Annotated in this window: 12 protein-coding genes, 5 tRNA genes, 1 rRNA gene and 1 other annotated feature; of the genes, 3 read left to right on the forward strand and 15 right to left on the reverse strand. The window is 26.1% G+C overall.

Annotated elements, in window-relative coordinates; all coding sequences use genetic code 11:
• Window positions 1–2: 2 nt before the first annotated feature.
• Window positions 3–1,202 carry an exonuclease SbcCD subunit D gene (locus AC4FQW_RS12090; RefSeq protein WP_491149297.1) on the reverse strand — a complete coding sequence of 400 codons (1,200 nt, stop codon included), beginning with the start codon at window positions 1,200–1,202 and terminating at the stop codon, window positions 3–5.
• A gap of 87 nt (window positions 1,203–1,289) precedes the next feature.
• Complete coding sequence (locus AC4FQW_RS12095; RefSeq protein ID WP_303127208.1) at window positions 1,290–2,075, reverse strand: DUF1189 domain-containing protein; 786 nt, start codon at window positions 2,073–2,075, stop codon at window positions 1,290–1,292.
• A gap of 153 nt (window positions 2,076–2,228) precedes the next feature.
• Here AC4FQW_RS12095 and AC4FQW_RS12100 point away from each other — a divergent pair, with 153 nt between their 5' ends.
• Entirely contained in the window at window positions 2,229–3,440 is a 1,212-nt protein-coding gene (locus AC4FQW_RS12100; protein WP_491149316.1) for a L,D-transpeptidase, read from the forward strand.
• Between the two features lie 85 nt (window positions 3,441–3,525).
• Window positions 3,526–4,863 carry a CCA tRNA nucleotidyltransferase gene (locus tag AC4FQW_RS12105; RefSeq protein ID WP_491149299.1) on the forward strand — a complete coding sequence of 446 codons (1,338 nt, stop codon included), beginning with the start codon at window positions 3,526–3,528 and terminating at the stop codon, window positions 4,861–4,863.
• A gap of 32 nt (window positions 4,864–4,895) precedes the next feature.
• Here the strand turns inward: AC4FQW_RS12105 and addA are convergent, their stop codons facing one another.
• The 5 genes from addA to AC4FQW_RS12130 form a co-directional block, all read right to left on the reverse strand.
• Window positions 4,896–8,609 (reverse strand): helicase-exonuclease AddAB subunit AddA, encoded by a 3,714-nt coding sequence (addA, locus tag AC4FQW_RS12110; RefSeq protein ID WP_491149301.1) that lies wholly within the window; start codon window positions 8,607–8,609, stop codon window positions 4,896–4,898.
• Complete coding sequence (gene addB / locus AC4FQW_RS12115) at window positions 8,609–12,067, reverse strand: helicase-exonuclease AddAB subunit AddB (protein ID WP_491149303.1); 3,459 nt, start codon at window positions 12,065–12,067, stop codon at window positions 8,609–8,611. The genes addA and addB overlap by 1 nt, the downstream gene beginning before the upstream one ends.
• 391 nt (window positions 12,068–12,458) lie before the next feature.
• Window positions 12,459–12,549 (reverse strand) — tRNA-Ser (locus AC4FQW_RS12120).
• A 27-nt stretch (window positions 12,550–12,576) separates the two neighbouring features.
• Window positions 12,577–12,667, reverse strand: a tRNA-Ser gene (locus tag AC4FQW_RS12125).
• Between the two features lie 211 nt (window positions 12,668–12,878).
• A tRNA-Ser gene (locus AC4FQW_RS12130) sits at window positions 12,879–12,969 on the reverse strand.
• 165 nt (window positions 12,970–13,134) lie between these two features.
• On the opposite strand from AC4FQW_RS12130, the gene AC4FQW_RS12135 reads away from it, so the two are divergent.
• Window positions 13,135–13,950, forward strand: coding sequence for a Cof-type HAD-IIB family hydrolase (locus AC4FQW_RS12135; protein ID WP_491149304.1), 816 nt, complete (start codon window positions 13,135–13,137; stop codon window positions 13,948–13,950).
• A 31-nt stretch (window positions 13,951–13,981) separates the two neighbouring features.
• Here AC4FQW_RS12135 and serS read toward each other — a convergent pair whose 3' ends face one another.
• From serS to rrf, 8 genes are all read right to left on the reverse strand, one after another.
• Window positions 13,982–15,256 carry a serine--tRNA ligase gene (gene serS / locus AC4FQW_RS12140; RefSeq protein WP_491149306.1) on the reverse strand — a complete coding sequence of 425 codons (1,275 nt, stop codon included), beginning with the start codon at window positions 15,254–15,256 and terminating at the stop codon, window positions 13,982–13,984.
• A gap of 69 nt (window positions 15,257–15,325) precedes the next feature.
• Window positions 15,326–15,534: a binding site (T-box leader), on the reverse strand.
• A 66-nt stretch (window positions 15,535–15,600) separates the two neighbouring features.
• The gene (locus AC4FQW_RS12145; RefSeq protein ID WP_303130676.1) at window positions 15,601–15,828 is read right to left on the reverse strand and encodes a DUF1667 domain-containing protein; all 228 of its coding nucleotides are present in this window, start codon (window positions 15,826–15,828) and stop codon (window positions 15,601–15,603) included.
• Between the two features lie 19 nt (window positions 15,829–15,847).
• Complete coding sequence (locus AC4FQW_RS12150; RefSeq protein WP_303130674.1) at window positions 15,848–17,251, reverse strand: NAD(P)/FAD-dependent oxidoreductase; 1,404 nt, start codon at window positions 17,249–17,251, stop codon at window positions 15,848–15,850.
• Between the two features lie 33 nt (window positions 17,252–17,284).
• Window positions 17,285–17,797, reverse strand: a complete 513-nt coding sequence (locus AC4FQW_RS12155) for a transcription repressor NadR (RefSeq protein WP_491149309.1) — start codon at window positions 17,795–17,797, stop codon at window positions 17,285–17,287.
• Between the two features lie 26 nt (window positions 17,798–17,823).
• Window positions 17,824–18,327: an HDIG domain-containing metalloprotein gene (locus tag AC4FQW_RS12160; RefSeq protein ID WP_303130670.1), complete on the reverse strand. Its 504-nt coding sequence runs from the start codon at window positions 18,325–18,327 to the stop codon at window positions 17,824–17,826.
• 121 nt (window positions 18,328–18,448) lie between these two features.
• Window positions 18,449–18,524 (reverse strand) — tRNA-Ala (locus AC4FQW_RS12165).
• Window positions 18,525–18,528: 4 nt separating this feature from the next.
• Window positions 18,529–18,605: transfer RNA gene (locus tag AC4FQW_RS12170), tRNA-Ile, on the reverse strand.
• A 3-nt stretch (window positions 18,606–18,608) separates the two neighbouring features.
• Window positions 18,609–18,695, reverse strand: a 5S ribosomal RNA gene (gene rrf, locus AC4FQW_RS12175); the annotation flags it as partial.

Raw genomic sequence — 18,695 nt, forward strand, 5'->3', positions numbered from 1 at the left:
CTCTACACCTCCTTTTTTAAAACTCTATTTATAGTTTCATCTATTAATTTTTCTTTTTCTAATGTAAATTCTCCATTCCCTAAGGATTCATAAAACTCTTTAAAAAGCTCTTTTTCAGACTTATTTTTATATCCCTTCTTTGCAGATGTACTATTTGCATCATAGCTTCTTTTCTTTTCTCTAGTTATTAACATAATATTTGGGTATATAGATCTTAATTTTTCTATTGGATTTATAATTTCACCTTCATCTGTAAGAATAGCTTGTATATAATCTTCTTTTCTTTCATCACTTCTTCCAAGCTCTATAAGTTCTTCTATATCTCCTTTTATTATTCTTAAATCTCTAATTGATTTAAGCTCTTTTAAATCTATAGTAATTTCTTTATTTTTATTTATATTTACTAAAGTAACCCCTTTTTTTTGATTGACTTCGGAAAAAGAATACTTAAGAAGCGAACCTGAATATCTAACTTCATCTCTTGAAATTTTCTGTCTTCCATGAAGATGTCCAAGCGCTACATAATCAAATTCATTAAATATATTACAATCTATAAGCTCTGCCCCTCCAATAGACAAAGGTCTTTCAGATTCCGAAACTTCAAGATTCGCTACTTTATACATTTCTTCATCACTTAAATTTTTTGCCTTATCTCTATACATAGTTACATATCCATGAGCTACTATAAAATTTATTTCATTAAAATTTATACCTAATTTTATTTTATTTAAAATCTCAATCATAGCATCATTATAGCTTTTTATATTTTTATTTTCTGTAAGTTTTCTTATAACTGCTGGATCCTTATATGGAATTAAATAAAAATTAACTTTTTCATTGTTTTCTTCTATGGTTACTTTCTTAAATAATTCATTATCCTTTCCAGCTATATATAACCCTTGCCTTTCTAATATTTCAGATCCAAAGCTTACCCTTTCTCCACTATCATGATTTCCTGAAATAGCAACTACTTTAACTCCTTTGTTAATTACAATTTCATTTAATATATTATTTAAAAGTTCAACTGCTTCAACTGGAGGTATTGATCTATCATATATATCTCCAGCTATTATAAGAACTTCCGGTTTTTCTTCATCAATAAGTTTAATTAAATTTTGTAATATATATTTTTGATCTTCTATCATAGAAAATTCATTTACAATCTTTCCAATATGCCAATCACTAGTATGAATTATTTTCATAAGTAATCATCCCCACTTCATTTAATCTAATAACTTAATTATAACAAAAAAAGTAATTTCTAATCCTTAGAAATTACTTTTATAATGCTATCTTTTATTGTTTAAAAGTTCATACTTTATATTCCTTAATACAAAAACTGAAAATATAATTGTTCCTACAGAAAATGCAACATCAAAATATATATCAGGTCTTATTAAACTAAATGGTAATAATAATAAATTTGGAAGAGTTCCAGCATATATAGCTAATGAATACATTGCACTTCCTCTCATTCTTAGCCCCATAAACATTCCTATTATCATAGAAAATGCAGATACAATTAAACAGTTAAGCATATAGTTTATAAAATATTGTACTATCATAACAATAACTATTACTGGTAATATAAATTTACCTACAATTTGTAACTGTTCTTTAAGTATTTCATTATTTAATTCATTAAAAGCAGAATCTTTATATGAAATAGTTTGACTTAAGCTTCCTGATCCAACTTCTATTCCATCTTTTAATAATAATACATACATATCTGATTGAATATACTCATCTTTAAAACTATCAGCTTCATTTAATTTTTTATTACTATCTAAATATATTACTGTATTTCCATCTTCAACTTTAATAGGATTCTTTTTAGTATGAAGTATTCCATCTTTTATAGAAAACTCATAATTTGGATTATTTAATTCCTCTATACTACTCTTTATTGCATTTTTAGTTTTAACTCCTGTATATATTCCTTGAATACCTCCAAGTATCAAACTTAATATTATTGCATATAATATTGCTCTTCCTAATCCTTCTTTTATATAATCTGAAAAAGTTTTTATATTATATACGTTATTCTTTAACTTAACAAAAAAATTGCTCTTCACTATAAATACTCCTTTTTACTCTTATTTAATAAACCTCTATTTAAATATAGTAACATACTAATTTATAATATTAAACAATGCATGTTTAATATCCTATATAATGGTAATAATTCCTAATAAGAAAATTTTAGGAGGAGATTGCTTTTGTCTAATATGGATAATTTTGATAACATTAAAGATATTAATATACCAGAAAACAATAATAAAAATTCTAATTTAAGTAAACTTAAATCAAACTTAAAGAAACTCTTACCCTTTACTATAGCAGTTATTTTAATAATTAGTACACTTCTAACGTATCAAGGATTTAGTTATAAAAATTTATTATCTAACTTTAAAAATAAATTTGACTCATCTAATTATAATGATGCAAATAACTACATTTTAACAAAATCAAATTTTAATATATTTAAATCTATTTTATTAAAAAATGATTTAAAAGAATATTTTGAAGACAAACTATCTACTGTAGAAAGTAATTTAACTTCAAATAAAATAACTTCAGGTGATGCAAATATTATCTTAAATGAAATAGACCATTATAATATTTTATCTTCTGATAAAACTCAATCTGTACTTTCAAATAACATAAATAATAATAGTGATTTATCTAAAGGAATACGAGAATTTAATAATGGAAATTTTGAAAATGCATTAAATATATTTAATTCTATAAACGAAAGTGATTCATCATATTCTGTCTCTAAAGAATATATAAAAAAAAGTAAGGCTGAACTAAAAAAAACCTTACTAAATCAAGTAGAAGAATATAAGAAAAAGGAATATTTTACTGCTGCTATAAATCTAATACAAAATAAACTAGACTTATTTAAAGATGACGAAGAATTATTAAAAAAGATAGATGAACTTAAAACGGCTAAAAATCAATATTTAACTAACCAAAAACAATCTACTACTGTTAGTTCTAGTCAAATTGTAAATGTAATAAATACATCAAATATAAATTCATTAAATATAGAAAGTTTAACTGATTATTTAGTTTACGTTGATACTAATGCCCAAGTTACTAATGTTTATAAAGGAAACTTAAACAATTGGTCTTTAATAAAATCTATGAGTTGTTCAACAGGCAAAAAAGGTAGTGAAACTCCAACTGGTGTATTTGATGTAAGAGAAAAAGACGAATGGTTTTTCTCTGAAAGATATCAGCAGGGCGGAAAGTATTGGGTTCAATTTCAAGGAGACTATCTTTTCCATTCAGTCCCTTATGCAAAAGATAAAAAAACAATACTTGATACAACTCTAGGTACAGCTGCTTCTCATGGATGTATAAGATTATCATTAGAAGATTCAAAGTGGCTTTATGAAACAATTAACGCTGGAACTAAAGTTATAATAAAATAAAGCTTTATTTATCTAAGCTTTTATATTAATACCTTACATATTAATTTATAATATATGTAAGGTATTTTAATATAGGAGGTAAATAATGAAATTTAAAATTCCTAAAAATGCACAATATATAATAGATACATTTTATAAAAATAATTATGAAGCCTTTTTGGTTGGAGGATGTATAAGAGACATGTTGCTAAAAAAAGAACCTAAAGATTTTGACATAGCAACATCAGCAATTCCAACAACTACAGAAATATTATTTTCTAAAACTATACCAACTGGAATTAAACATGGTACTGTTACTGTAATTATAAATAATGAATCTTTTGAAGTTACAACATATAGAACTGAAGGTACTTATAAAGATAACAGAAGACCTGAAAAAGTTTCTTTTGTAACTAATATAAAAGAAGACCTTTCAAGAAGAGATTTTACTATAAATGCATTTGCATATAATAATATAGAAGGACTTAAAGATTATTTTAACGGCATAAATGATTTAAATAATAAAATAATAAAAACTGTTGGAAATAGTGATACTAGATTTAAAGAAGATGCTCTTCGTATGCTTAGAGGAATAAGATTTTCTGCTCAGCTTAATTTTAAAATAGAAAAGAAAACTTTCGAATCAATTAAATCAAATAAAGACCTAATTAAAAATGTTAGTATAGAAAGAATACGAGATGAATTATGTAAATTATTACTTTCTGATAATCCAAGAAAAGGCCTTAATTACTTAAAAGACTCTTGTATATTAAATATAATATTACCTGAATTGTTACCTTGTATAAATTTTGAACAAAAAAATAAATATCACTTCGAAGATGTTTTTAATCATACTATTTCAGTAATAGAAAAATCTCCTAAAAATATAGTAATTCGTTTAGCGGCACTTTTTCATGACATAGGAAAGCCCGAATGTTTCTTTGTAGATGAAACTGGTAATGGAAGATTTTTTGGTCATAATATAAAAAGTGAATATATAACTAAAAAAATACTTAGACGTTTTAAGTTTGATAATAAAACAATTGATTCTGTTTGTATATTAATTAGAGAACATATGAATATTTTAGAAAATCCAACTGATGTTGCTGTTAAAAGGCTTATAAATAGAGTTTCTATTAAAAATATAAATCTATTATTTAAATTACAAGAAGCTGATATAAAATCTCTTAAATTATATGAAGAACCTCTAAAAAATCTAAATATTATGATAGAAAAAGCAAATCTTATTATAAATTCAAAGGAACCTTTATCAACTAAAGATTTAAATATAGATGGTAAAACTTTAATTGATGAATTAAATTTAAAACCTGGAAAAATAATTGGTGAACTTCTTAATTATTTGCTCCAATTAGTGTTAAAGAACCCATCATTAAATAAAAAAGAATTTCTATTAGAAAAAGCTAAAATTTATATAAAAAAATAAAAAGGTTAAATATATTTAACCTTTTTATTTTTTTATATTTCTATTTCTCTTTCTAAGTAAAATAAATATAAATACCTACTTACAACTTTCTTACCAGTTATTCTCTCTAATGCATCAGTATAATAATCTAATTGTACCTTATATTTTCTATTCATCTCTTCCTCAGCATTTTTTTCTATATAATCCGTCTTATAATCAATTAAAATTATTTCATCGTTTTCCTCAAAGAAAAGATCTATTATTCCTTGAAGTCTAACTTCTTCATTTTCTAATTCTTTTGGTATACTATCCTTAACTTCAGTTACCTTTACATTTATATAAAAAGGTAATTCCCTATGAATAACTCCACCTTTTCTATAAACATTTAAAAGTCTAACACCTATATCACTTTTAAAGAAATTCAATATTTTAAATGGATTTATTGATTTAAATTCCGCTTCTGTTAATAATTCATCATCAAACATTTCTTCTAATTGATTTTTTATTTGTTTTATTGAATCAACCCTATCATAATCTATTTTTTGCATAACAAAATGCATAGCAGTTCCTCTTTCAGCACCTGATAGTCCTCTTTCTTCTTGAAGAAACCTTGGCTTTATTACAAGCTTTTCAGAAAATAAGTTTTCACTATTATTTTGTTCTATATCTTCATAATTGTTCTTTTTTAAATCTGAAACAGAAAAATTACTTTTTAAGGTTGTCAATTCATTAAACTTATACTTATAGCTAAGTCTTCTTTCTATTTCTTTATCCACAGTTTCTGCCTTAAAATCTATAAATAAATTTTTATCCACAGGAAATTCATCCACAACCTCTATTTTTTTATCCACAGTAAAATCATATTTACTCCATATTTTTATATTCCATGTGGATAAATCGTCTTTTACTATATCATTAAATTCTGAAAACTTTTCTCTTAATACTTCACCATCTTTATGTTGACAAAGTGCCATTCCAACCCAATCTAAATAAGACTTTCCTTTTAAAACTTCTGAAGCTGCTATATTTTCTTTTTCTATACTAGCTGAATTTACCCACTTTTCCACAGTCTTATCTATATTATTTACCGTTCCAGTTATAATAAGTTTTTCTTTAGCTCTAGTAAATGCAACATATAATATTCTCATTTCCTCAGATAAGGTTTCAAGTCTTATTTTTTTCTTTATAGCATCTTTAGGTAACGTACTATAACTTATTCGTTTTTCTAAATCTACATATTCAGGACCAAAACCCAAATCATCATGATGCAATATACTATTATTTAAATCCATTAAATTAAATTGTTTTCCGATTCCAGCTAAAAATACAACTGGAAACTCTAATCCCTTACTTTTATGAATACTCATAATTCTAACAACATCTTCATTTTCTCCAAGGATTTTAGCACTTCCCATGTCTCCTGAAGATTTTCTAAGTTTATTTATAAAATTTATAAAATTAAAAAGACCTTTAAAGCTAGTTTGTTCATATTGCTTAGCTCGTTGAAATAATATCTTTAAATTTGCTTGTCTTAATACTCCATTTGGCATTGCTCCCACATATCCATAATAGGATGTATCCATATATAAATACCAAATGAATTCATCAATTGGCATATATAAAGATTTATCTCTCCACTTATTTATTAAATCTACTACCCTATCACACTTTTCTTTAAGTTCTAAAGAAATATTATTTTCTTCATTGATAATTTGAATTATATTTTCATAAAAATATTTTTCTTTATTAACCATTCTAATATCTCCAAGTTCTTCTGCAGTAAATCCCATAAAAGGAGATTTTAAAACAGCTATCATAGGAATGTCCTGAAGTGGATTATCTATGACCTTTAAAAGTGACATTATAGTTCTTATTTCAATTGATTCAAAATATCCAGATCCAGTATCAGCATAAACTGGTATACCTTCAAGCCCAAGTTCATCTAAAAATATTTCTGCCCAATTTTTAGTTGCCCTTAATAATATAACTATATCTTTATATTTAAGTTGTCTATATTCGCCAGTTTCTTTATCTAATACTTTAAATTTATCTTTATTAGAATCAGACATAAGTTCATTTATTCTTTTAGAAACAATTCTTGCTTCAAGATTTATTGAATCTATATCCTCTTCATCCACTAAATCTATATCTTCTAATTTTTCATTTTTATCTAATATATGAAGTTCTATAGGACCACCTGTATATGAATCTAACTCTTTTACTTCTTTAAAATCAGCGCCTAGATTTAAAGCTTCATCATCAGTATATTCAAGTTCGCCAACAGCATTTGACATAACTTGTTTAAATATAAAATTAACTCCATTTATAATTTCTCTTCTACTTCTAAAGTTCTTATATAATTGTATTACTCTATTTACTGAACCTTTTTGTTTTGAATAAGTATTATATTTTTCTAAAAATAATTCTGGTTTTGCCTGTCTGAATCTATATATGCTTTGTTTTACATCACCAACCATAAATACGTTTGGATTATCTGTATTTTTTCTTGATACTAAATTTATTATAGATTCTTGAACATTGTTTGAATCTTGATATTCATCAACTAATACTTCATCAAAAAATTCTCTAAATTTTAATGCTACTTTTGAAGGCTCTATATTATCATTTTCATAATTAATAAGAATTTTAAGAGCTAAATGTTCTAAATCATTAAAATCTAACATATTCTTATCCCTTTTTTTATCACTAAATCTTTTAGTAAACTCTAATGTTATATCTGACAACTTCTTTATAAAAGGATATGATGATTTTATTCCATATAACATTTCTTCTGGACTCATTGAAAAAATATCTTCTTTTAATCCATTTATTTTTTTCTTAACTTGATCTCTTATTCCCTTAACAAAATCTTGTGCTTCTGGATTGCTAACATTATTTTTTCTTATAGATTTAAGTCTTCCAAATGATATTTTAGAAACTGAATTATATATTTCAGTAAGTCCATTACTTAAAGAATCTTTTAAATTTATAAGTAAAGACAATTCATCATTAAATACATCTAAATATGATTCTATTCCTTCTGTGCTTGATATTATGTCTATTGCATTATGATACATGTTAATAAAACTATCAATTTCCATATTTATATCACCTTTTAATACTTGAACCCATTCTGTATTATCCAAATCAGAAATAGTATTTATATTAAAATCTTCAGCCTTATCCTTAAGCCACTTTTCAGGCCAAGGTCCACTCATAGAGAATCTATACAAATCTAAAATAATATCTTTAAGCTTTCTATCATCCTTACTACCGCCATAAGCCTCAACTAAATTTAAAAATTCTTTATCTTCTTTATCATATAAGTCTTCAAACATATCATCTATTATTTCACTTTTCAATAAAGTTCCTTCAGTCTCATCTCCAATTCTAAATGAAGGATCTAAATCTATTGTATGAAAATTATTTTTTATAATATCTAAACAAAATGAATGCATTGTAGTTATATTTGCTCTACTTAATAATGTTAATTGTTTTTGAAGATTAGTGGAACTTGGGTTTCTCTCAAGCTCTTTTGTTATTGCAGCTGCTATTCTTTCTCTCATCTCAGCAGCTGCTGCATTTGTAAATGTAACTACTAAAAGTCTATCTATATCTACTGGATTATTTTTATCTGTAACAATCTTTATTATCCTTTCTACTAAGACAGCTGTTTTACCTGACCCTGCTGCTGCTGCAACTAAAAGGTTACATCCCCTAGTATTAATAGCTTGAAGTTGTTCATCAGTCCATTTAGTTTCTCCCATTATTCTATAACCTCCTTTCCCTTAACCTTTTCCTCTATCTTTTTCCATATTTCATCATCTTTCTTCTTTAATACAATTCTATATTTATTATCTTTTATACTCGTATCAAATTGACATATAGATGAATAATCACAAAACTCACAATAACCCCTTTTATTAATTTTAGTAGGTTCTATTTTTATTTTTCCACTTAACATATCTGTACAAAGCTCAACCATCTTGTTATTAACATATTCTCTCAATATATTAAACTGTTCTTCTGTTGCAACAGAACTTCTTGCTGAAAACTCTCCATCTTTTTTAAATCCAGCTGGTATTATTAATGAATAAGTGTCCATAGTACTATCCATTGCCCTTATAAGTTTAGCATCTTTTAAAAGTAATCCATTCATTTTAAGCTTATCTAAAACTTGTTTTTGAATTTCTTCTTCTTCAAGATTTTTATTTCCTTTTATTATTGGATCATCAATTTTAAAATAAAGAATCGCTCCAGGCATTACACCTTTATTTAAAATATAATCAGCATTTTTAATAAGTGCATCTAAATAAACTAACAGTTGAATTTGAAGTCCATAATAAAGTTCTGTTAAATCAAACTTTTTAGATCCTGATTTATAATCTATTACTCTAAGATATGTATTTCCATCCATATCTAAAGTATCAATTCTATCAATTCTTCCAGTTAAATAAACTCTCTCACCAGTAGGTAAATCAAGCTTTATAGGCTCACCACCTTCTGAAGAACCAAATTCAAATTCATTTTTAAAAACTTCAAATTTTCCTCTTTTCATTTGTTCTGAAATGATAGAAACTGACTTTGCAACTATTCTCTTAAATCTATCAGTAAAATATTTATATCTTTTTGTACTATTTAAAATAGAATTTTTATCTTCTTTAAGCTTTATATCAATAAGCTCATTTACTATATTTCTACACTTATCTTTACTTAACTCAGACCATGAAAGATTTTCATTTTTAACTTTGTTAGTAAATTTATCTAATATTTCATGCATAAATGACCCAATATCTGGTGCTGAAAACTCATATATTTTTCTATCCTTAGCCTTAAGCCCATATTGAATAAAATAAGAAAAAGGACATTCTGCATATTTTTCAAGCCTTGATACATTAAATCTTAAATTACCATTATCATTTTCATAAAGCCTTCTTATTTTATCTCTTTGAATTGTTTCACCCATATTTGAATAATCAATTCCCTTAAATATTATCTCTGTTTTTTTCTTAAAACTTTCATTGTTCATATACCAACTAAATACTTCTTTCCAATACTCATCTATTTCTTCTTTATCGGCTTGCATTCTAAGTGCTAATATAAGTTCATTAAAAGTAGAAATAGGTGTCGTTACTTTATTAAACTCATCATATTTCTCATTATAATTAAAGATATCACTCTCTTCTTTTAAATTCAAAAGTATTCTCTTTAACCTTGGTATAATTATTGAAGGTCTTAATGATTTCCCTTCAAAATCTGCCATTGGATAAGTAATCATCATATAGTTACTAGCAATAGTAAGTGCTGTATAAACCATAAATTGTTCCTCAAAAGCCCTAGCCTTAGTTGTTGCTGCAAGTTCTATTCCAATTTCTTTTAATATCTCTCTATCTCTATCTGATAATATTCCTTCTTCTTTATTAGTTGATGGAAGTACTCCATCGTTAACACCAATTATATATAGTGCTTTTACATCTCTTCCTTTAACTCTAGCTATATCACCAATATTCACCTGATCTAAAGCAACTGGTATAACTCCAATTTCTTTACTTTGAAATCCTGCATTTAAAACCTTATAAAAATCTTTAGGAGATATTTCTTCTTCTCCAATTACATCAACAGCTTGATCTAATATTTCTATTACCATAGAAGGTATTTGCTCATACTCTCTTATCTTTCCTTCTAATCCTTCTTGACTAAAAACTTCAATCCAATCATCAATTTTATTAAATACATCAAGCTCAATTAACAATTCATATATAGCAATGCAAATTTCTCTAACTGTTTTATTATTCTTTCCCTTTATTTTATTATGAAATTTAATTATAGGCTCACGAACTTCCTCCATTATTTCCTTTATAAGCAGTTCATCTTTATTTTCATATATATCTTCACTTTCAAAATATCCATCATTAACTTCTTCTGTAGTCCATCTAAAACCTTTTATCCCATGAGCTAAAATATAATTTTCTAAAATATCTATATATTCTCTTTCTATATTTATAAGGCCACTTTTCAAATATTTAAATACACTTTCATAAGACCAATTTTGAATTAATATTTCAAAAGCTGAAAGTATAAGTATCACTAATGGGTTGCTAAGAACTTCAATTTTTTTATCTAAAAAATATGGTATATTATATTGATTAAAAACAACAGATGTTATCTTTTCATAAGAATCTATATTTCTACAAACAACAGCTATATCTTTATATCTATATCCTTTATCTCTAACAAGTCTTACTATATCTTTTGCTATAATATCAACTTCATCATAAGTGTTATTTGCTTTATATAATCTTACATCCTTATTTTTACCGCTATATATTCTAAATGGATAAGTAAAGAAATGTCTTTCTATGTGTTTAAGTTCTTCACTATCTTTAAACCTATATGGATATTCTTTATTTAAATCTATCGGATTTAAATAAGAAATGTTATTTTCCTCCATAATATTAAGAATTCTTTTTTCAGTATTTTTTAGGGAATTAAATATATCAGTTACATCTGAATTCTTATTACTTCCGCTTTCATCTATACAAAGGGTTATATTTATTTTAATAGCTTTAAATGCTAATTCCTTAATAACTTCAAGTTGTTGTGGAGTAAAAGTTGTAAATTCATCAATCCAAATTTCTGAATCATCATATATATGACAGCATTTTAATTTTTTTGCTAATATAGTAAGTTCATCATCACTGTCAATTACATTTGATTCTATTCTTTCATTGTAATCACTATAAAGATTTATTAAGTCATTTAACTTTTCCTTTAATTCTTCATCATCAGTATTTTTTTCACCCTCTAATAACATTTCCTTGGAAATATTATATTTTTTAAACTCGGTAAATGTTTTAGAAATTATATCAATAAAACCTTGTTGTCTTGATATTTTATTAAAATATTTTAGTTCATCTCCTTTTTCTTGAAGCAACTTATAAATAAGCATATTCTTCCCTTCATCATCCATTATTTTATGAACTCTTCCACCACATTCTTCAAAAACAGTCTCTGCCATTCTCTTAAAACTTAAAACCTGTGTTTTTAAAAGAGCTTTTTCTCCAATTATATCTAAAAGCTTTTTCTCAGTTTGAAATGTATATTGCTCTGGAACTATTAATATTAATTTATTGTTTTTTTTATCTTCTAATTTCTTTTTAATTTGTGTTAAGCAAAATCTACTCTTTCCACTACCAGCTCTCCCATAAATAAATCTTATTCCCATATATAATTACTCCTAAATATTCATTTTATATTAAGTTTATTTCTTATATTAATTATATCCTATTTACTATATTTCTAAAAAATTTAATAAACGATTTGATTTAATTATTATAATATTTATATTTAATGTAAATACTTGCTTTTATAATATTAATACTAAGTCTATATAGCAATTTTTAATTTTAATAATTTAAACTTAAAGTTTTATATTTAAAGAAATAAAAATGTACTATAATAAAGAATTTTTAAAAGAAAGCATTAAAAACTCTTTATTATAGTACATAAAAAATATATAAATATTATTTTTTTAATATATATAACCTATAAGTTAAAAATTTATAGAAATAAATAAATTATATAAAAAAAAACATCTAACTAATGTTAGATGTTTTTGGCGGAGAATCCGGGATTTGAACCCGGGCGCCGGTTGCCCGACCTACGCCCTTAGCAGGGGCGCCTCTTCAGCCACTTGAGTAATTCTCCATGTGCCCTCTATATTAAAATATATAATGGCGGAGAGACAGGGATTCGAACCCTGGGTACCCGTGAAGGTACGCCGGTTTTCAAGACCGGTGCCTTAAACCAACTCGACCATCTCTCCGTAAAGACATTTATTATTATAGCAATGATATATTTTTATGTCAACACCTTTTTTATTTTTATTTTACTTAATTTATATATTTTTATATTATTAACATCAACTCTAAATATATTATATTAATAACCTATATTATGTAATATTCAAATATAGTAAAAATATGAAAATAAATTTAAAAAATAACAAAAAACCTGTTCATATGAACAGGTTTGTATGGCGGAGAGACAGGGATTCGAACCCTGGGTACCCGTGAAGGTACGCCGGTTTTCAAGACCGGTGCCTTAAACCAACTCGACCATCTCTCCATACGACAAATAGAATTATATCAACATATATTTTTTATGTCAACTATTTTCATAAAATTTTTTATAAATTTCTTTATATTATATAATAATATCATTTAGGTAGCATTATATATTTTTTTATATTATAATTATTGGAAATTTATTTTTTATTTTAAGGAGGACATAATGAACTTATACATTTCAGACTTGGATGGAACTTTATTAGATAATAATGCCAAACTTTCACCTTATACAATATCATCACTAAATAAACTAATAAGCAAAGGATTAAATTTTTCAGCAGCTACAGCTAGAACACCAGCTACTGTTGTTCCTCTTCTTTCTAAATTAAATTTACACCTACCAGTAATTGTTATGAATGGAGCTGCAATATATGACTTAAAAAAAGAAACATATATTACTTACAATCCTATTAACGAAGCTTCTGTTAGTCAAATAAATAAAATTTTGGAAGATAATTATGCTTCTGTATTTGCTTACACTATATCTAATAATCATATAAATGCTTACTATAATAATTTAAATAATGATGTTCAAAAAAATTTTATGAATGATAGAATTGGTAGCCCTTATAAAACATTTATAAAATCAAAATTACCAAATAACTCAAATGTTCTTTATTTTTTATTATTAGAAAAAAAAGACTTAGTTATGAATATATATGATAAAATTCAAAATATATCTGGAATATATTCAGTTGCATATGAGGATGTTTATAATAAAGACTTTTATAATCTAGAGATTTATAGCGATAAATCATCAAAAGCAAATGCAATTAAAGAAATAATGGCTCAATATAATTTTGATAGATTAATTTCTTTCGGAGATAATTTAAATGATTTACCTATGTTCAAAATTTCAGATGAATGTTACGCTGTTAATAATGCAAATACTCAACTAAAATCTATTTCTACTAATATTATAAATTCCAATAATAATGATGGAGTTGTAAAATATTTAGAAAAGCTGAAATCTTTTTAGATTTCAGCTTTTTAATTTAAAATAAACTTTATTATTTAATTATATCTACACCCATATATCTCTTTAACGCATCAGGAACTGTTACAGTACCATCTTCGTTTTGATAATTCTCAAGTATAGCAGCAACTGTTCTTCCAACTGCTAATCCTGATCCATTTAATGTGTGAACAAATTGAGGTTTACCTTTTCCATCTCTAAACTTAATATTTGCTCTTCTTGCTTGGAATTCTTCAAAGTTTGAACAACTTGAAATTTCAACATATCTATTATAACTTGGCATCCAAACTTCTAAATCAAATTTTAATGCTGCAGTAAATCCTAAATCACCTTTACATATTCTAACTTTTCTATATGGTAATCCTAATTCTTCTAATACTTCTTCAGCATCTCTAACTAATTTTTCTAACTCATCATATGAATTTTCAGGTCTTGTAAACTTAACTAACTCTACTTTATTAAATTGATGTTGTCTAATTAAACCTCTAGTATCTCTACCAGCTGATCCCGCTTCTGCTCTAAAACAAGCTGAATAAGCAACATGCTTTATTGGTAATTCTTCCCCATTTAGGACTTCATCTCTATACATATTAGTTACTGGAACTTCTGCTGTAGGTATTAAGAAAAATCCATTATTTTCTACCTTAAATGCATCTTCCTCAAATTTAGGTAACTGACCTGTTCCTGTCATACTATTTCTATTAACCATATATGGTGGCAATACTTCAGTATATCCATGCTCATCTGAGTGTTTATCCATAAAATAGTTAAGTACAGCTCTTTCAAGTCTTGCTCCTAATCCCTTATAAAATGTAAATCTTGATCCTGCAACCTTTCCTCCTCTTTCAGCATCTAATATATTAAGATCTGCTCCTAAATCCCAATGTGCCTTTGGCTCACCATCAAATTTTCTTGGCTCTCCCCATCTTTTTATTTCTACATTATCTTCATCTGAATCTCCATCTGGAACTTGAGGATTTGGTATATTTGGTATTCTAAGCATTAAATATTCTAATTTTTCATTTACTTCTGAAAGATTTGTATCATGTTCTTTAATTTCATTTCCAAGCTCTTTCATTTCAGCCATTATTGGCGCAACATCCTCGCCAGCTTTCTTTAACTTAGGAATTTCAGCTGAAACTTGGTTCCTTTTACTCTTTAAAACTTCAACTTCACTAAGTATTGTTCTTCTTTTTTCATCTAGTTTAATAACTTCATCAATAACTGATAAATCAAAATCTTCTCCTCTATTAGTTAAAGCTTTTTTGATTTCTTCTGGATTATTTCTTATTCTCTTTAAATCTAACATTATTATTCCTCCCAATATATTAATTTTAATAAATTTCTTATAATAATAAAAAAAGAGCCTATATCCCTGAAAAGGGACGAATAGACTCCGCGTTGCCACCCTAATTGATAAAGACCTTAATTCTTTACCCTCTTTACAGATATAACGACTCTTCACCGTACTGCTTAAATCACAGTCCCTCCAAGGTGGATTCATATTAATAAAAGCTATCAGTTCACACCAAACACCGACTCTCTTAAAGCTTTATTAAAACTACTTGGCCTCTTCACAGGTTTAATATTATTAATTAATCTTAATATATTATATTTTAAGGCTTCTTGTCAATAATTTGCCCATTAAATTTATTAATTATCAATTCTTTTAGTGCAAACTATATCTATACCAGTATTCAATATATTTTTACATATTATATCTCCCGTATTTATTGGAGTACTAACATAAATTCTACCTATAACTTTAGAAAATTCTCTCCAAAGTTTTACATTAACTATGTCACTACTTTTAACTGGTACAACCTTATGTTTTATATTTCCTCTTACTCTTACTATACTTGTAAATATATCCTCTTTCATAAAAAATATTCACCTCTACTTAAACTTCATCAAACTCTTTTATTCTACCTGATACTATCTTGGAATCTTTTGAATTTCTAACTATATCAACTGGACTTTTATCCATCTCTCTTGCAAGAATATTTATTATTTTTCTAATACAATATGAACCATGACAATTTCCATATCCTGCCCCTGTCCTTTTTTTAACTCCTTCAATAGTTCTAGCACCTAAAGGTCTCCTAATACAATCTACAATTTCCCCTTCACTAACTCTATTACAAGCACATATAATATTTCCATATCTCTTATCAAGTTTTATAATTTCATTTATCTCATCTCTATTTAAATCTCTAAATCTATAAAACTCTCTTCTCTTATCTATAAAATTTTTATTAACTGATGCATTCATATTATTTACTATTGCATCTTTTATACTTTGTGCTATCGCTGGTGCTATAGTTATTTTTCCATAATGCTTTCCTGTTACTCTTATATATCCATCATGCATTTCACTATCATCAATATCCATTTCATCTCTCATATAAACTTCTCGTATCATTTCACTTATATTTTCTTTATCTACACTCGGAACTATAGACTTTATAAATTCCAACCCTTTATTAACATCAAGAATATCTGTATTTTTAACACCAAACATAGTTCCACCATTAATCATTGGTGAATTCATGACAAATGTTTGTTCATCTATTACATCAACTATTATTTTACTAAGATTTTTTTCAACTTTATCATCAGTTAAAAAATAATTCATTTTCTTTTTTTTATTTTCTTCTACAATTAAACTTTTAGTTTTAATATTATCTATGTATATCTCATCTGGTATAGTATTTACTACCATCTTACATTTAAACTTATTTTTATTTGTTATTACATCAAATCCCTTGGTTATTTTTTTTATACTTATAACTTCTTCTTCTAATCTAAAATTAGCTCCATTATCAACAGCTACTTCTGCATATGCAATAGCAAGCTCATAGGGAGCTATTATAGATGTATTTTCTGAATATAATGCTCGCTTAATATCACCGTATATATTAGGTTCTATATCTTTAACTTCATTAGTATCTAATAAATATATATCAGATATACCTCTTTTCTTAGCATTTATATACATGTTTTCAATTCTTATATTTTGCTCATCATTTCTAGCAATTTTAAGAGAACCAATCTTTTTATATGGTATATTAAACTTTTCGCAATCAGCTTTTATAAGCTTACTACCTATGTTTTCAAGTTCAGCCATAACTATGTTTGATGTTTCAGATCCATCATATACTATAGCAGTATTAACCACAGCTATATCATCTGCTATATCATATCCTTTTTCTATAAGCGCTATATTTAAATTATATTTGGAAAGTTCATATGCAACAGCACATCCAACAATTCCACCACCTAATATTAATACATCATAATCCATATATTCTCAATATGCCTCCTAAATCAAAATCATTTAACAAACAATAAAATTATTTTTTCTTAAATCTTCTTTTATCAATACTTCACTATCTTTATCGTCAACGGAAATTGTATGTAAATGAACTCCATTAGTAAGAATAGATAGAGGTTTAGCATTGTTATTATTATATTTATCTATAAACTTATTCATATCATTTAAATTTCTTATCATAAGATTAGCTTTAATTTCACCATATAGAGGATGCTCAACAATAACATCCTCTATAGTTCCACCATACTTTATTATAATTTCTAGTTCATTCTTCAAATTTAATTCATCATGCTCAACAGCAACAATAAACTTAACCTTATTTGTCTCACTACCATATATTGTATAACCTTCTGGTGTAGCTATAATATTATTTCCTCGCGCTCTAAGTATAGCTATATCTTTTACTATTATTTGTCTAGTTACATTATATATGCTTGCCAAATCTGCTCCTTTTATAGGAGTATTGTTCTCTAACAATCTCGATAAAATATTATTTCTTCTATCTTTAGAATTCATAACTTAATATTCCTCTCAATTTTATTTTAATTTTTATTATCGCATTCTTTTATTATTTCAAGATAAATGTTATTAACTTTTTTCTTAGAATCTTCATGATGCTTCATTATAACATCTAAAAATTCACTATCATAATTATTTATTTCTTGTAAAATTTTCACACCTTTTAATGGATGATTATAATAAATATCTATTTTCTCTATATTATTGTACTTTTTTATTTTTCCCTTTGTTGCTTTATCCAATAGTACTAATATAGACTTATCAATAACATTTAACGATTTTTTTATCTTTCCTACATCATGCAATAAAGCTACTCTTGCTAGTTTTTCTTTATTAATATTTATATTTTCAGACTCTATTTTATCTATAGCATCATAACAAACACGTATACAATGTTGTTTTTCAGAATTATTTAGTTTATTAAATAATTCCTTTTCATTTTTATTTAAATACATATTTATTAATTTATAGTCTATTTTTTTCCATCTAGATATGATATGCCAATAAAATTGTTTAACTCTATACATATTAAATTACTTCCTCAAAAGTTTTATTTCTTATATTATCATAACACTTACAAAATAGCTTATCAATTCTATTTATATAACAAAAAAGCCATGAACTAATGTTCATGGCTTTCCACCTATTTGGTGGAGGTAAGGAGATTCGAACTCCTGACCCCCTGCGTGCAAGGCAGGTGCTCTCCCAGCTGAGCTATACCCCCAAAATGGTGGACCTTCAGGGACTCGAACCCCGGACCTACCGGTTATGAGCCGGTTGCTCTAACCAACTGAGCTAAAGATCCATTACCTGGCAACGTCCTACTCTCCCACACGGTCACCCATGCAGTACCATTGGCGCTATAGAGCTTAACTTTCCTGTTCGGAATGGGAAG

Source organism: Clostridium sp. TJA085 (assembly GCF_058310235.1).

What these genes read in the sequence shown, in the direction of transcription:
- AC4FQW_RS12090 (WP_491149297.1), bottom strand. Translation starts at nt 1,202, where the DNA reads ATGAAAATAATTCATACTAGTGATTGGCATATTGGAAAGATTGTAAAT.
- AC4FQW_RS12100 (WP_491149316.1), top strand. Translation starts at nt 2,229, where the DNA reads ATGGATAATTTTGATAACATTAAAGATATTAATATACCAGAAAACAAT.
- AC4FQW_RS12105 (WP_491149299.1), top strand. Translation starts at nt 3,526, where the DNA reads ATGAAATTTAAAATTCCTAAAAATGCACAATATATAATAGATACATTT.
- addA (WP_491149301.1), bottom strand. Translation starts at nt 8,609, where the DNA reads ATGGGAGAAACTAAATGGACTGATGAACAACTTCAAGCTATTAATACT.
- addB (WP_491149303.1), bottom strand. Translation starts at nt 12,067, where the DNA reads ATGGGAATAAGATTTATTTATGGGAGAGCTGGTAGTGGAAAGAGTAGA.
- AC4FQW_RS12135 (WP_491149304.1), top strand. Translation starts at nt 13,135, where the DNA reads ATGAACTTATACATTTCAGACTTGGATGGAACTTTATTAGATAATAAT.
- serS (WP_491149306.1), bottom strand. Translation starts at nt 15,256, where the DNA reads ATGTTAGATTTAAAGAGAATAAGAAATAATCCAGAAGAAATCAAAAAA.
- AC4FQW_RS12145 (WP_303130676.1), bottom strand. Translation starts at nt 15,828, where the DNA reads ATGAAAGAGGATATATTTACAAGTATAGTAAGAGTAAGAGGAAATATA.
- AC4FQW_RS12150 (WP_303130674.1), bottom strand. Translation starts at nt 17,251, where the DNA reads ATGGATTATGATGTATTAATATTAGGTGGTGGAATTGTTGGATGTGCT.
- AC4FQW_RS12155 (WP_491149309.1), bottom strand. Translation starts at nt 17,797, where the DNA reads ATGAATTCTAAAGATAGAAGAAATAATATTTTATCGAGATTGTTAGAG.
- AC4FQW_RS12160 (WP_303130670.1), bottom strand. Translation starts at nt 18,327, where the DNA reads ATGTATAGAGTTAAACAATTTTATTGGCATATCATATCTAGATGGAAA.